The organism is Kocuria coralli, assembly GCF_008831305.1.
Lineage (GTDB): Bacteria > Actinomycetota > Actinomycetes > Actinomycetales > Micrococcaceae > Kocuria > Kocuria coralli.
The window spans coordinates 101,102-115,127 of record NZ_ML708617.1; the positions used below are offsets into that span (position 1 = coordinate 101,102).

Here is a 14,026-nt window from a genome sequence, read left to right on the forward strand (position 1 = left end):
CGACCTGCCCGGACCGCCCCTGGTCCGATCACCCTGCCCCGGTAGCCCCGATCCGGCGGAGCCCGCCGTGAGTACACTGACCTGATGCCCGCGGGCTTCGTCACGGGCCCGAGACCACGCGTTCGAACGTCAGGAGCTGCGCAGTGACCACACCATCGAACAGGCCCGGCCGGCTGGGCGTGGGGGTCATCGGCGCCGGAAGGGTCGGGGCCGTGCTGGGCGCGGCGCTGCGGGCCGCCGGGCACGCGGTGGTGGGTGTCAGCGCCGTCTCGGACGCCTCCCGGGAACGCGCCGAGCTCCTGCTCCCGGAGGTCCCGGTCCTGACCGTCCCGGAGGTCGTGGAACGCGCCGAACTGGTGCTGCTGGCCGTCCCGGACGACCAGCTGCCGGACCTGGTCGGCGGCCTGGCGGAGGCCGGGCACTGGCAGGCAGGCCAGCTTGTGGTCCACGTGGCCGGACGGTGGGGGACCTCCGTGCTCGAACCCGCCCGCGGAAGCGGCGTGATCCCCCTGGCGATCCACCCGGCCATGACCTTCACGGGGATGTCCATGGACCTGGACCGGCTGGCGGACTGCTCGTTCGGCGTCACCGCACCCGCCGCGGTCCTGCCCATCGCCCAGGCGCTCGTCGTCGAGATGGGCGGCGAGCCCGTGGTGATCCCCGAGGCCGACCGCACGCTCTATCACGCGGGCCTGACGCACGGGGCGAACCACCTGACCACGGTGGTGGGCCAGGCGATCCAGGTGCTCGGCGGGATCGGCGTCGAACAGCCCTCCCGGGTGCTCGGCGCCCTGACCCGCGCGAGCCTCGACAACGCCCTGACTGCCGGGGAGACCGCCCTAACCGGCCCCGTCTCCCGGGGCGACGCCGGAACGGTGCGCGAGCACCGCCTGGCACTGGCCGAAGAGGCCCTGGCCACCGGACAGGACGACGTCCTGCGCGCCTACGCCGACCTGGCGAGGGTTACCGCGGACCGGGCACTGGCCCGCGGACGACTCGACCCAGCCGCGTACCAGGCCGTGATCGAGGCGCTGGGCCCGGCGCCCCAGCACCTGCCCGAGGCCCCACGGGTGCCGGCCCGTCAGGACGGCCCGGTGATCGTCACGGACCCCGCGGAGTTCCGCGCGCTGCTGCGCAACCGCTCGGCGGAGGCGGGGCCGGGCGCCACCGTGGGCCTGGTGCCGACCATGGGAGCACTGCACGACGGGCACGGCCACATGGTGCGGCAGGCCCGGGAGGAGAACGACGTGCTGGCCGTCTCCGTCTTCGTCAACCCGCTCCAGTTCGGCCCCCATGAGGACTTCTCGCGCTACCCCGCGGACCTGGAGGCCGACGTCGCGCGGCTGGCCGGGCTCGGCGCGGACATCGTCTTCGCCCCGAGCGTCGAGCAGATGTACCCCGGGGGACTGCCCCTGGTCCGCGTGAGCTCGGGCGAGCTCGGCACCCGGCTGGAGGGAGGCTCCCGGCCCGGGCACTTCGACGGCGTGCTGACCGTGGTGGCCAAACTGTTCGCCCTGGCCGGCGGGACCGGGCGGCCGCTGCGGGCCTACTTCGGCCAGAAGGACGCCCAGCAACTGCTGATCGTCGACCGTATGGTCCGGGACCTCAACCTGGACGTCGAGGTCCGGCCCGTGCCGATCGTGCGCGCTCCCGACGGCCTCGCGCTGTCCTCCCGCAACGCCTACCTCGGCGACGACGAGCGCACGGCCGCCCTGGTCCTGCCCCGCACCCTGCAGCGGCTCGCCACCCGGGAGATCACCGTCGACCAGGCCCGCCGGGAGATCGCGGCGCAGCCTATCGGCGTAGGGTCGCGGACCGTGGAACTGGACTACCTGGTGGTCGTCGACCCCGCCACCCTCGAGGAGGCCGCCCCCGCTCCGGGCGCCCTGGCGCTCGTCGCCGCTCATGTGGGGGACACGCGCCTGATCGACAACCTGCGGCTGTGAGCAAGGCAGCGCCTGCCGCGTACTGCTCACCGGGCACGGACCGTTACCATGGGTCACCGTGACCACGCCAGAAGAATCCCAGAACCTCGCCGTCGTCCAGGGCGGATCCGAGCCCGCGAAACCCGCTGCGGTGACCGACGAACAGATGGAGTTCCGCCTGGCCAAGCGTCAGGCGCTGCTGGATTCCGGCCGCGAGGCCTACCCGGTGACGGTTCCGCGGACGCACACCATCCCGCAGGTCCGCGAGACCTGGGGGCACCTGGAAGCCGGTGAGGAGACGGACGAGGTCGTCTCCGTGACCGGTCGTGTGGTCTTCGTGCGCAACACGGGCAAGCTGTGCTTCGCGGCCATCCAGGACGGCGACGGCGTCCAGCTCCAGCTGATGCTCTCCCTGGCCGTGGTCGGCGAGGATTCCCTGGGCGAGTGGAAGAACCTGGTCGACCTGGGCGACTTCGTCTCGGCCACCGGCCGGGTGATCTGCTCCCGGCGCGGTGAGCTGTCCATCATGGTCGGCGACTGGCAGATGGCCTCCAAGGCCCTGCGCCCCCTGCCCAACCTGTACGAGGGCAGCGAGCTGAACGAGGAGACCCGCGTACGTCAGCGCTACCTCGACCTCCTGGTGCGCCAGCAGGCCCGCGACGTCGTGCGTACCCGGGCCACCATCATCAAGACCGTGCGCCGCACGCTCGAGGACTCCGGTTATCTCGAGATCGAGACGCCGGTGCTGCAGCTGGTGCACGGCGGGGCCACGGCGCGGCCGTTCGAGACCCACCTCAACGCCTTCGACCAGCCGATGACCCTGCGCATCGCCACGGAGCTGTTCCTCAAGCGCGCCGTCGTGGGCGGCGTGGAGCGCGTGTTCGAGATCGGGCGGGTCTTCCGCAACGAAGGCGTGGATTCCACCCACAGCCCCGAGTTCACCACGCTGGAGGCCTACGAGGCCTGGGGCGACCAGTTCACCATGGCCCGGCTGATCCAGGAGATCATCGTGGCCTGCGCCGAGGCACTGGGCATCGACGGCCCGGTGGAGACGGCCAAGGGCCAGATCGACCTGCACGGCGAATGGTCCTGGCTGGGTGTCTACCCCGGGCTGTCGGAGGTCGTGGGGCAGCCCATCACCCCGCAGACCCCGGCCGAGCAGTTGCGCCGTATCGCCGCGGAGCACGAGATCTCCGTGAAGCCGGAGTGGGGCGCCGAAAAGCTCGTCGTCGAGTTGTTCGGGGAAATCGTGGAGCCGACGCTGATTCAGCCCACATTCGTCTACGATTACCCGCCCTCGGCCCAGCCCCTCTCGCGGCCGCACCGCTCGGAGCCCGATGTGATTGAGGCATGGGATTTGATTATCGGGGGTATGGAACGCGGCACCGCTTTCTCCGAACTCATCGATCCGGTTATTCAGCGCGAGCGTCTGGCCGAGCAGTCCAGAATGGCCGCCGCCGGCGACGACGAAGCCATGCAATTGGATGAAGATTTCCTGCGTGCCCTGGAACACGGTGCACCCCCAATGGGCGGGCTCGGCCTCGGGGTGGATCGCCTGATCATGTTGTTCACCGATCTCGGTATTCGGGAAACGATCCTGTTCCCGCTCATGAAGCCTGAGAAGGACTGACCCATGATGGACTATCTTGCCGTTCTGCTGCCTTCGATCGGCGTCGGGCTCGTCTTCTGGTTCGTCATGCGTTCCGTCATGCGAGCCGACCGCGGCGAGCGAGCCGCGGAGAAGGCCGCGCGGGACGATGCGGAGCAGTGGTACGAACAGGTGCGCGCCCGGGAGGGCCACGACCTGGCGGAACCGCAGCGTCCTGCTGATTCCGACCGGAAACGCACTAAGGAAGAGCGCGGCGGAGAATAATCGCTTTCGGTGAAACTCCGGCCTCGCCTAGCCTGCGGCGGCCATAAGGCCCTTCTTCGCTGGAAATCATGTGTTCTCCTACGGATGAGTTCTCCGTCACGGCCCGAAGTTGAGAATTTCCTGACAATGCCTATGCTTGGCTACTGGCTAATTGCGTAAGCCCGGCAATGGGTTTACCGTGGCCGTTAACGGGGGCGTTCATCAGTGGGCCTTACCACTGATGAGCCCGCAACCCTTGCGACCCTCGACCCTCGATCAATTACGGGAGAGATCCACAGATGGCACAGACAGTAAAGATCATTCTCGAGGACGATCTCGACGGTGGTTCCGCCGACGAAACCATTCGTTTCGGACTGGACGGCAATAGCTACGAGATCGACCTCTCCAGCGCCAACGCCGACAAGCTGCGCGGAGCGATCCGCCCCTTCGTCGCCAAGGCCCGTCGCTCCACCGTTGCCAACAAGGGCCGCGGCGGAAACACTCGCGCCGCATCCTCCTCGTCGACCCGCGGCAACCCGGATACCCCGAAGATCCGTGAATGGGCCAAGGAGAACGGCTACAACGTCTCCGACCGTGGCCGCATCCACCAGGAGATCCAGGACGCCTATTACGCAGCCCACAAGTGACCGGTGCGGTGGCGCAGCGATCTTCGCGGCGCCACCGGAAGCTCACGGAGAGCCGCCGTCGCAGCCCGGGTTCGGGTCCCGGCCAGGGACTCGTCCAACGGGGACCCGAGGGGAACTGACTGCGAAAAGGGCCGGATGAACAAGGACTTGTTCATCCGGCCCTTTTCCGCGCTCGGTGAAGGGCGAATTCCGCAGCCCGCCGGGCCGGGGATCTTGCGCCGGCATCCTTCTCGCCAGTGGCGAACAGTAGGGGAAAGGGCTATCCGCGTGCGTAGCATCTTCGTGACGATCAACTGAGGAGTATCCATGTTTGAACGCTTCACCGACAGGGCCCGACGGGTCGTGGTGCTGGCCCAGGAAGAGGCCAGGATGCTCAACCACAACTACATCGGAACCGAGCACCTCCTGCTCGGACTCATCCACGAGAACGAAGGTGTAGCCGCCAAGGCCCTCGACTCGCTCGGTATCACGCTCAACGCCGCCCGCGAGCAGGTTCAGGACATCATCGGGCCGGGCCAGCAGGCCCCGTCCGGTCACATCCCCTTCACTCCTCGCGCCAAGAAGGTCCTCGAGCTTTCACTACGCGAGGCCCTCCAGCTGGGGCACAACTACATCGGCACCGAGCACATCCTGCTCGGCATCATCCGTGCCGGTGAGGGCGTCGCCGCCCAGGTGCTCACCAAGCTCGGCACCGAGCCCCAGAAGGTCCGCTCGACCGTGCTCGATCTCATCTCCGGCTACCAGGGCGGTGGCCAGGGCGAGGAGAAGGAGACCGCCGGCACCGGTGGCCGCAGCTCCGGCGAGGGGACTCCCGCAGGCTCCGCCGTGCTCGATCAGTTCGGCCGAAACCTCACCGCCGCCGCCCGCGAAGGCCAGCTCGATCCCGTGATCGGCCGTGCCCGCGAGATGGAGCGCGTGATGCAGGTGCTCTCCCGCCGCACCAAGAACAACCCCGTCCTGATCGGCGAGCCCGGCGTGGGCAAGACCGCCGTCGTCGAGGGCCTGGCCCAGTCCATCGTGCGCGGGGACGTCCCGGAGACCCTGAAGGACAAGCACCTCTACACCCTGGACCTCGGCTCGCTCGTGGCCGGGTCGCGCTACCGCGGTGATTTCGAGGAGCGCCTCAAGAAGGTGCTCAAGGAGATCCGCACGCGCGGTGACATCATCCTGTTCATCGACGAGATCCACACGCTGGTGGGGGCCGGGGCCGCCGAGGGCGCTATCGACGCCGCGTCGATCCTCAAGCCCATGCTGGCCCGCGGCGAGCTGCAGACCATCGGTGCCACCACCCTGGACGAGTACCGCAAGCACATCGAGAAGGACGCCGCCCTGGAGCGCCGCTTCCAGCCCATCCAGGTGGATGAGCCCTCGGAGGCGCATGCCATCGAGATCCTCAAGGGCCTGCGGGACAAGTACGAGGCCCACCACCGGGTCTCCATCTCGGACGACGCCCTGGAGGCCGCCGTCCACCAGGCGGCGCGCTACATCTCCGACCGGTTCCTGCCGGACAAGGCCATCGACCTGATCGACGAGGCGGGTGCGCGCCTGCGCATCAAGCGCATGACCGCGCCGCCGGAGATCAAGGAGCTCGACGAGCAGATCGCCGGCCTCAAGAAGGCCAAGGAAGACGCCATCGAGGGCCAGGACTACGAGAAGGCCGCCTCGCTGCGCGACCGCGAGCAGAAGCTGATCGCCGAGCGCGACGAGAAGGACAAGGCCTGGCGCGAAGGCGGCGAGCAGGTCGCCGAGGTGACCCCCGACGTCATCGCCGACGTGCTCTCGGCCGCCACCGGCGTGCCGGTCTACAAGCTCTCCGATGAGGAGTCGGGCCGCCTGCTGCGCATGGAGGAGGAGCTGCACAAGCGCGTGGTGGGCCAGAATGACGCCATCAAGGCGCTGTCCCGCTCGATCCGGCGGACCCGCGCGGGCCTCAAGGACCCCAAGCGTCCCGGCGGCTCGTTCATCTTCGCCGGCCCCACCGGCGTGGGCAAGACCGAGCTCGCCAAGGCGCTCGCGGAGTTCCTCTTCGGTGACGAGGACGCCCTGATCACCCTGGACATGTCCGAGTACCAGGAGAAGCACACCGTCTCGCGCCTGTTCGGTGCCCCTCCCGGCTACGTCGGCTTCGAGGAGGGCGGCCAGCTCACGGAGAAGGTGCGCCGCAAGCCGTTCTCGGTCGTGCTGTTCGACGAGGTGGAGAAGGCGCACCAGGACCTGTTCAACTCGCTGCTGCAGATCCTGGAGGACGGTCGCCTGACCGACTCCCAGGGCCGCGTGGTCGACTTCAAGAACACCGTGATCATCATGACCACGAACCTGGGCACCAAGGACATCTCCCGCTCGGTCCCCGTCGGCTTCCAGGCCGGCAACGACTCCGGGACGAACTACGAGCGCATGCAGGCCAAGGTGCAGGAGGAGCTCAAGGACCACTTCCGTCCCGAGTTCCTCAACCGCGTGGACGAGATCATCGTCTTCCCGCAGCTCACCGAGGAGGAGATCGTGCAGATCGTCGATCTCTTCGTGGCCCGGCTGCAGGAGCGCCTGCGCGAGCAGGACATGTCGATCGTGGTCTCTGACGACGCCAAAAAGGCGCTGGCCTCCCGCGGCTACGACCCCTCCATGGGCGCCCGTCCGCTGCGGCGGACCATCCAGCGCGACATCGAGGACCAGCTCTCGGAAAAGATCCTCTTCGGGGAGATCTCCTCGGGCGAGCGGGTCTCCGTGGATGTCGAGGGCGAGGGCGACCAGCAGCACTTCACCTTCGTGGGCACGCCGATGTCGGAGCTGCCGGACACGGACTTCTCGGCCGACTCCTCGGAGGACGCGGACCTGGTCCCCGGCGAGGAGCCTTCGGGCACCGATGTGCCGCACAGCACCGATCACGACTCGCAGGCCTCCTCCTCATCCGAGGGGCCCGGTACCGGGCAGGCCACCGCCTGATCGAGAGTCTGACGTGAGAAGGGCCGCACCCCCGGGTGCGGCCCTTCCGCTGTGCCTAGACTTGCCTGATGACCACCTCCCGTATCGTCCTGCGCCCGGCCACGACCGATGATGTGCCCGGTATCAAAGCACTCGTGGCGCCCCTCGCGGACTCCGGCGTCCTGGTGATCAAGGAGACGGTGGCCTACTACGAGGGCATCCAGGAGTTCGTGGTCGCCGAGCAGGTCAAGGACGGCCAGGCGCGCCTGGTGGGCTGCGGTGCCCTCCACGTGATGTGGCAGGACCTGGCCGAGATCCGCACGCTGGCCACGGATTTGTCCGAACGCGGGCAGGGGATCGGCGGCAAGCTGGTCACCGAGCTGCTGCGCCGGGCCCGTGGGGTGGGGGTCGACCGGGTCTTCTGCCTGACCTTCGAGGTCTCGTTCTTCCGCAGCCACGGCTTCGAGGTCATGGCCAACCAGGACCAGATCGACCCGGAGGTCTTCGCCGAGCTGCTGCGCTCGCATGACGAGGGCGTGGCCGAATACCTGGATCTGGCCCGGGTCAAGCCCAATACCTTGGGCAACACCCGCATGATCCTCGACCTCTGACCGGCCGGGCGCGGCGATAAGCCGGCGGTAACCCGATCAGAGGCCGGTGGGAAGTGAGCGCTCAGGGGAGAGCGATCCCTCCATCCGTGCGGACTGCCAGGCCATCGGCCACCAGCCCGTCCACGGCACGGCGGCGCTGCTGCTCGGGGGCATCCAGCGACAGGAGTTTTTCCAAGGGCTTCTCCGCACCGCGGGCCAGGGGCACGGAGCCGTCGATGCGGATCTCGTGTGCGACGGTCAGCCAGTCCTCGGGGACGGCGGCGTCGGCCCCGCGGAGCACTGCCATCACCGCCCCGCGTACCTGGCGGTCGGTCCCGTGCCAGGCCTGGCCTCGCGGCGCGACGGCGGGCGGCGGCGATCCCGCGGCCAGCCACGCGCAATCGGCCGACACCGGGCATTCGTGGCACCTAGGGGATCTGGCCGTGCACACGAGCGCGCCCAGTTCCATGACCGCCTGGTTCCAGCGCACAGAGAGTTTGCGGTCCTCGGGCATGAGGTCCTCCGCCAGCCGGGTCTCCGCCGCGGACAGGGACTTCCCGGGCAGGGCGACGCCGGAGACCACCCTCGCGTGCACCCTGCGGATATTGGTGTCGATCACGGTCTGCCGGCCGCCGAAGGCGAAGACCGTCACGGCCGCAGCCGTGTAGGACCCGATGCCCGGCAGGGCCAGGAGGGCGGCGTGATCGTCGGGGACCTGACCGCCGTGATGATCCCTGATCGCCTGGGCCGCCGCCTGCAGGCGCAGTGCGCGCCGCGGATAGCCCAGCCGGTCCCAGGCCCGCAGCACGTCGGCGGTGGCCGCCTCCGCCAGGTCGGCGGGGGTGGGCCACCTGCGCATCCACTCCAGCCATCGTGGCAGGACGCGGACCACGGGGGTCTGCTGCAGCATGATCTCCGAGACCAGGATTCCCCACGGGGAGCAGTCGGGATCCCGCCAGGGGAGGTCGCGATGGGCGCCGGCGTACCACTCCGTGATCGCCCGGTGGAGCCTGTGCGCGACCTCGGGGGTTACCGGTGTGGGCGAGGTGTGCACGGGGGTCATCGTCACCACTGTAGCCTGGAGATCATGGCACGGGACGAGTCAAACGGGAGCGGGCAAGACGGCGGTTGGGACTTCGATCTCCCCGATCTGGGCGCTTCGACCACCCCCGGTCATCACAGGGGGAGCCGGCGCGGACCGGCACGGCAGCAGCCGGATGCTCAGGGGCAGCGGAACTCCCAGGACAGCGACAGGCCGGCCCGGAACGATCGCCGTGGCGAGCCGCGTGAGACCCGCGACGGGGACCCCGGCGGACGCCCCGGAAAAGCCCCTTTCGACTCCGAGGCGGACAGCGGCCCGGGGCCGTCCCGAGGCGGCGGTCGAGAATACGACGATGAGGCCTACGACGACGGCAATGGCGCCGGCGGCGCGGGTAACACCGGACCCGGCGCCGGGGTCTATCGTCGTCGCCGGCTCATCGCGCTGATCGTGGCGGTGCTCCTGGTGGGGGTCGTGGGGTTCGGGATCATGAACATGGTGGGCGGCGGCGAGGCCGAGCCCGATCCGGCGGTCACGGCCCAGCCCACCAGCACGGACCCGTTCGACGGCTTCAGCGCCCGCCCGGAGTCCGAGGCCAGCGACGGCGCCTCCGGCCCGGCGGCCAGGGCCTGCGGTGAGCAGCTCACGGTCACGGCGTCGACCGACCAGCCCACCTACTCCGAGGACACGGACCCGGTCCTGATCATGACCCTGGAGAACGGCGGGGACGAGGCCTGCATGGTGAACGCGGGCACGGCACGCATGAACTTCACGGTGATGAGCGGTCAGGAGAAGGTCTTCGACTCCGAGCACTGCCAGATCGACGGCCAGGACCGCCCCATCGAGCTGAATCCCGGTGAGACGGAATCGGCCCGCTTCGAGTGGAACCGGCACGATTCGGTGGCCGACTGCGCGACCGAGGGCACCGAGGTCCAGCCGGGCACCTACCGGCTGACCGTGGCCCTGGGGGAGATCCGCAGCGAGGGCCAGGAGTTCACCCTCGAATAGGCCGTCCCGGGCAGGCGAAGCGCTCAGCCGGGGAAGAACACCTCCAGGGCCTCCTGGAGCGTGGTGACCTGCTTGACCCTGAACCCGTCCGGTACGGCACCCGGGCCCTGAGGCGAGGCGGGGACGACGGCGTGGGTGAACCCGAGCCGGGAGACCTCGTGGATCCGCCGGCCGATCCCCGGGACGGGGCGGACCTCTCCCGCAAGCCCCACCTCACCGAAGCACACCAGGCGCTGGGGCAGGGGCTTGTCCTGCGCGGCGGAGGCCAGGGCCAGCGCGACGGCGAGGTCCGCGGCGGGCTCGCCGAGCCGCACGCCGCCCACGGTGGAGACGTAGGCGTCCATGTTCCCCAGGGTCAGTCCGGCCCGGCGTTGCAGCACGGCCAGCAGCATGGCCACCCGGGAGGAATCCAGCCCCGCGGTGGCCCGGCGCGGCTGGGGGGTCTGGGACTGGTCGAGCAGTGCCTGGACCTCGGCGAGCAGCGGGCGGCGTCCCTCCATGGTGACCGTCAGGCAGGTCCCGGAGACCGGCTGAGCGGTCCGGGAGACGAACAGCCCGGAGGGATCCTCGACGGACTTGATGCCGGCCTCCAGCAGCTCGAAGCAGCCGACCTCATCGGTGGGACCGTAGCGGTTCTTGACCGCGCGCAGGAGCCGGATGCTGGAGTGCTTGTCCCCCTCGAACTGGCAGACCACGTCCACCAGGTGCTCCAGCAGCCGGGGGCCGGCGATCGAGCCGTCCTTGGTCACGTGACCCACCATCAGCACGGTCATGCCCCGGGATTTGGCCGCGGAGATCACGGACCCGGCCACCTCCCGCACCTGGGTCACGCCTCCGGCGGAGCCTTCGACCTCCGCGCTGCTCAGCGTCTGGACGGAGTCCACCACCAGGACATCGGGGGCGATGGCCTCCACCTGGCCGAGGGCCGTGGCCAGGTCGCTCTCGGCCGTCAGGTACAGCGAATCCGCCAGGGCGCCCACGCGGTCGGCGCGCAGCTTCACCTGGGCGGTGGATTCCTCCCCGGTCACGTAGAGCACCTTGCGGGAGGGCCGGGGAGCGGTGCCCCTGGCCACGCGGGCCGCGGCCTCGATCAGGAGCGTGGACTTCCCGACGCCGGGTTCCCCCGCCAGCAGGATCACGGCTCCGGGCACCAGGCCGCCGCCCAGGACGCGGTCCAGCTCGGAGACCCCGGTGGGGACGAAGGCCGCCTGGGTGGCGTCCACGGAGGCGATGGGCTGCGCCGGGTGCTCCACGACCCGTGCCGGGGTGGTGCGTGCCGTGGCTGCGCCGATCTCCTCCACGGTGCCCCAGGACTGGCATTCGCCGCAGCGGCCCACCCATTTGGCGGTGGACCAGCCGCACTCCGTGCAACGGTATCCGGCGGTCGCCCGCTTGGACTTGGAACTCATGCCTCCAACCTACCCAGCTGGTCGGACAGCACAGCGGGTCGGACGGGAGGCGATGCAGAGGGAGCCGGAGGAGGCCGCCGTCGTCGTGCGGGTGCTCTCGGGCAGGGTCAGAGCCTGTCCCAGCCGTCCAGGCGGGGCAGGTAGCTCAGCGTCTCCTCGTGCTCCTCGCCCGTGGCCTCGAGGAGGTCGACGGCCATGGGACGCAGCAGCAGGACCAGGGTCTGGCCCTCCATGGTCTCGATGCCCATCTTGTCCGGGTGCAGCTGAGCGGCCACGGCGTGCAGCTCGTTGCGGGCCTGGCGCATGTAGGACTCCCGCGCACCTGGCTGCGCCACGGCCAGGGCGTTGCCCACGGTGTTGACCACGTCCGCCATGGAATCCAGGCAGTCCGAGATGGAGTCGACCGCCGCCGGTGCCAGCGCGGCGTGGTCGATGATGCTGGCCACCCGCCGGGCCAGCACACGGGTGTTGCGGGCGACCAGGTCCAGGTAGCGCACGGCCCGGGAGATGTCGTCCACCTCGGACCGGTGGCGCCGGTACAGGGGAGCGGCCACCGCGATCTCGTGCGAGGACTTCAGGGAGTCGGTGACGGCGTCGACGATGGGCTGGGTCTTGCGGGCGCGGACCAGGCTGTGCCACGCGGCCTGCGCGTCGTCCTGCCGCACCGCCTCGGCGGCCTCCCGCAGTACGTCGGAGAGCTCGTTGGTCAGGTTGCGGAGCTCTTCGCGCGGCTGCCTGCGCGGGTCCGTGGGCACCAGGTACACCAGCACCAGGGCGAACAGGCCGCCGACCATGGCGTCGATCGACCGGGTCATCATGCCGTCCACCGGCGGGGGCAGCATGACCACCAGCACCGACTGCAGCGCCATCTGGGTGGTGAACAGCGTCGCGCTGTTCAAGAACTGGGCGACCAGCACGGACATCAGCATGACGACGGCGGCCTGCCAGACCCCGCGCCCGATCCAGTGCGTGACCAGCTCGGCGAGGAGGATGCCCAGCGTGCACCCGATGCTGACCTCCAGCACGCGGCGGTAGCGCACGCCTCCCTTGGAGAAGCCCAGGGCGATCGTCGCCGCCGTCGCCGCGAAGATCGGGCCGTGGTGGCCCAGCACCCGCTCGGCGAACACGAACGCTCCCACCGCGGCCACGGTGACCTGCAGCGCTTGCGCAAGGCCGGAGCGGACGCGCAGCAGCCCGTCGCCCATGTGCTCGCGCAGCTTCCCGGTGAGCCCTTGCGGGGGTGGGGGCGTGGTGCTTGAGCTCATGCCGCCATCTTAGGCAGGGCCGGGCCGGGGCGAGCCGGATCCCAGTACAACGACGGCGGCTGCGGACGTTCCCACTGTTCACTTTCCGTTCATGCTCTCCGGCTGCATTCGCTATCTCCCGCACCTAAAGTCTTTCCACGTGGGTCCGCCGTGCCATGCGAACGGCGGCTCGCGATGCCGGACCTCACCGGCGTGACATCTATACGGAGCCCCTAGCGAATCGAATGGACCGGGGCCCGGGACTCTACGTGAAGGGGCAATCGTGAAGGCTTCCTACTTTGGTCGTACCGCCGCTGTGATGGCTGCTGGCGCACTGGCTCTCACCGCCTGCGGCGGCGGCGGCGACGGTGGCTCCGACGGAGACGTCTCCGGCACGCTGACCGGCGCCGGCGCTTCCTCCCAGGAGGCGGCCATGACTTCGTGGATCGACGGCGTCAAGGGCCAGCACTCGAACCTGGACGTCCGCTACTCCCCGGACGGCTCCGGCGCCGGACGGCAGGCCTTCCTGGCCGGCGGTGCGAACTTCGCGGGTTCCGACGCCGTGATGAGCGACGACGAGTACGAGTCCTCCAAGGAGGTCTGCGGCCCCGACGGCGCGTTCCACATCCCCGTCTACATCTCCCCGATCGCGGTGACCTTCAACCTCGAGGGCGTCGACAGCCTCAACCTGGACGCCGAGACCCTCGCCATGATCTTCAGCGGCGAGATCACCACCTGGGACGATCCGCAGATCGCCGAGCAGAACGACGGCGTCGAGCTCCCCAGCACCGACATCACCGTGGTGCACCGCTCCGACGAGTCCGGCACCACCGAGAACTTCACCGAGTACCTGCACGCCGTGGCCCCCGACGTCTGGACCGACGAGGCCGCCGAGTCCTGGCCCGTCAGCGGCCAGGAGAACGCCCAGGGGACCAACGGCGTGGTCTCCACCGTGCAGAGCACCGACGGAGCGATCACCTACGCCGATTCCTCCGCGACCCTGGGCATGACCTCCGCCAACATCAAGGTCGGCGACGAGTACGTCGAACTGTCCTCCGAGGCCGCTGCCAAGGCCGTCGAGGCCTCGCACACTATCGAGGGCCGCTCGGAGAACGAGATGGCCATGGAGCTGGATCGCACCACCACCGAGGCCGGGGCCTACCCGATCGTGCTGGTCTCCTACCACATCTTCTGCAACCAGTACGAGGACCAGGAAACCGCTGACCTCGCCCAGGCCTTCGGCAAGTACGTGGTCTCCGAGGACGGCCAGAACACGGCCAACGAAGCTGCGGGGTCGGCACCGCTGTCCGAGTCCCTGCGCGAGCAGGCCGATCAGGCCTTCGACAACATCTCCGCCGCTTCCTGATCGGTAGCTCTCCCTGACTGAAGGGGT

10 protein-coding genes and 2 pseudogenes are annotated in these 14,026 nt (G+C 69.5%); 9 read left to right on the forward strand and 3 right to left on the reverse strand.

The genetic code is table 11. The annotated features are described in order from the left end of the window. Window positions 1-143: 143 nt before the first annotated feature. The 7 genes and pseudogenes from FCK90_RS15540 to FCK90_RS08440 all read left to right on the forward strand — a co-directional run. Window positions 144-1,034, forward strand: a pseudogene (locus FCK90_RS15540) (Rossmann-like and DUF2520 domain-containing protein); the annotation flags it as partial. 75 nt (window positions 1,035-1,109) lie between these two features. Next, window positions 1,110-1,946: pseudogene (gene panC / locus FCK90_RS15545) on the forward strand (pantoate--beta-alanine ligase); the annotation flags it as partial. A gap of 145 nt (window positions 1,947-2,091) precedes the next feature. Continuing rightward, window positions 2,092-3,555, forward strand: a complete 1,464-nt coding sequence (lysS, locus tag FCK90_RS08420; protein WP_158033915.1) for a lysine--tRNA ligase — start codon at window positions 2,092-2,094, stop codon at window positions 3,553-3,555. Window positions 3,556-3,558: 3 nt separating this feature from the next. Then, a complete protein-coding gene (locus FCK90_RS08425) occupies window positions 3,559-3,798 on the forward strand; it encodes a hypothetical protein (RefSeq protein WP_246180098.1) in 240 nt (79 codons plus the stop codon). 278 nt (window positions 3,799-4,076) lie between these two features. Further along, window positions 4,077-4,424, forward strand: coding sequence for a histone-like nucleoid-structuring protein Lsr2 (locus tag FCK90_RS08430; RefSeq protein WP_158033868.1), 348 nt, complete (start codon window positions 4,077-4,079; stop codon window positions 4,422-4,424). A 306-nt stretch (window positions 4,425-4,730) separates the two neighbouring features. Beyond that, the gene (locus FCK90_RS08435) at window positions 4,731-7,364 is read left to right on the forward strand and encodes an ATP-dependent Clp protease ATP-binding subunit (RefSeq protein ID WP_158033869.1); all 2,634 of its coding nucleotides are present in this window, start codon (window positions 4,731-4,733) and stop codon (window positions 7,362-7,364) included. 68 nt (window positions 7,365-7,432) lie between these two features. Beyond that, window positions 7,433-7,954: an amino-acid N-acetyltransferase gene (locus FCK90_RS08440; protein WP_158033870.1), complete on the forward strand. Its 522-nt coding sequence runs from the start codon at window positions 7,433-7,435 to the stop codon at window positions 7,952-7,954. A gap of 61 nt (window positions 7,955-8,015) precedes the next feature. Here FCK90_RS08440 and FCK90_RS08445 read toward each other — a convergent pair whose 3' ends face one another. Beyond that, window positions 8,016-8,996, reverse strand: coding sequence for an HhH-GPD family protein (locus FCK90_RS08445; protein WP_158033871.1), 981 nt, complete (start codon window positions 8,994-8,996; stop codon window positions 8,016-8,018). A gap of 24 nt (window positions 8,997-9,020) precedes the next feature. Here FCK90_RS08445 and FCK90_RS08450 point away from each other — a divergent pair, with 24 nt between their 5' ends. Further along, a complete protein-coding gene (locus FCK90_RS08450) occupies window positions 9,021-9,980 on the forward strand; it encodes a hypothetical protein (RefSeq protein WP_158033872.1) in 960 nt (319 codons plus the stop codon). Window positions 9,981-10,003: 23 nt separating this feature from the next. On the opposite strand, the gene radA is transcribed toward FCK90_RS08450, so the two are convergent. Both radA and FCK90_RS08460 read right to left on the reverse strand, forming a co-directional pair. Next, the gene (radA, locus tag FCK90_RS08455; RefSeq protein WP_158033873.1) at window positions 10,004-11,389 is read right to left on the reverse strand and encodes a DNA repair protein RadA; all 1,386 of its coding nucleotides are present in this window, start codon (window positions 11,387-11,389) and stop codon (window positions 10,004-10,006) included. Between the two features lie 107 nt (window positions 11,390-11,496). Next, window positions 11,497-12,654, reverse strand: a complete 1,158-nt coding sequence (locus tag FCK90_RS08460; RefSeq protein WP_246180099.1) for an FUSC family protein — start codon at window positions 12,652-12,654, stop codon at window positions 11,497-11,499. A 262-nt stretch (window positions 12,655-12,916) separates the two neighbouring features. Between FCK90_RS08460 and pstS the strand changes: the two genes are divergently transcribed. Beyond that, window positions 12,917-13,999: a phosphate ABC transporter substrate-binding protein PstS gene (gene pstS / locus FCK90_RS08465; RefSeq protein WP_158033874.1), complete on the forward strand. Its 1,083-nt coding sequence runs from the start codon at window positions 12,917-12,919 to the stop codon at window positions 13,997-13,999. The last annotated feature ends 27 nt before the right edge of the window (window positions 14,000-14,026 follow it).